The organism is Vibrio genomosp. F10 str. 9ZD137 (assembly GCF_049974785.1).
Lineage (GTDB): Bacteria > Pseudomonadota > Gammaproteobacteria > Enterobacterales > Vibrionaceae > Vibrio.
The window spans coordinates 1-827 of sequence record NZ_JBNGCJ010000261.1; the positions used below are offsets into that span (position 1 = coordinate 1).

Here is an 827-nt window from a genome sequence, read left to right on the forward strand (position 1 = left end):
CTGCTTACACGTTGATGCTGTAAACAAAAGCTGTTGGTGCTGACAACGTCAAAACCAAATTTCTGTCCCGCTTCTTTCAGCATTGAAAAGTCGCCCGTGCGCCCTTTGCCAAAGCAAAAATCATCACCAACAACGAGGTATTTCACCCCAAGCTTATCAACGAGTAAATCTCGTATAAATGCCTCAGCAGACAATGAAGCAAAATAGCGATTAAAGTTTACGCACAGTAACCTGTCTAAATCGAGCTTACTTAGCTGAACATATTTATCCCTTAAGCGGGTTAAACGAGCGGGAGCTCTGTCTTGACTAAACAGTTCCATCGGCTGTGGTTCAAATGTCATCACAACAGAAGGCAGTTCGAGATCATGGGCTTTTTGAGTCACTTGATCTAAGACTTGCTGATGCCCTAAATGAACACCATCAAAATTACCTATCGTTAAGACACAGCCTTTATGCTGAGGCTTAATATTGTGAATACCACGAATTAATTCCATTGGGATGAACTAAATACCTATTTATCAATTACTATTGTTATCAATTACTATTGTTATCAATTACTATGCGTGAAACTGACGGATTATATACTAATCAAGTTCACTCTGTCGCTGCTTTTACATCTTTTAAGCGGATACCTAAAGCGAGCAAGGCAAAAATATACACACAAGCCCCGATAGCAATAGCAAGTACTAACATCGTCACTCGCTCACTGAACGCCCACATTAACCACTGTGACATATCGTCTAGGTGCCACAATAACACCGCAACCATCGCGGAACCTGCAATGACAAGCTTGGCTAAAAAGATCATGGTGTAGATCGGAAGAGCGG

2 pseudogenes are annotated in these 827 nt (G+C 41.5%); both read right to left on the reverse strand.

The annotated features are described in order from the left end of the window. Positions 1-494, reverse strand: a pseudogene (locus ACP45E_RS04295) (bifunctional riboflavin kinase/FAD synthetase); the annotation flags it as partial. Between the two features lie 100 nt (positions 495-594). Next, positions 595-827, reverse strand: a pseudogene (locus tag ACP45E_RS04300) (murein biosynthesis integral membrane protein MurJ); the annotation flags it as partial.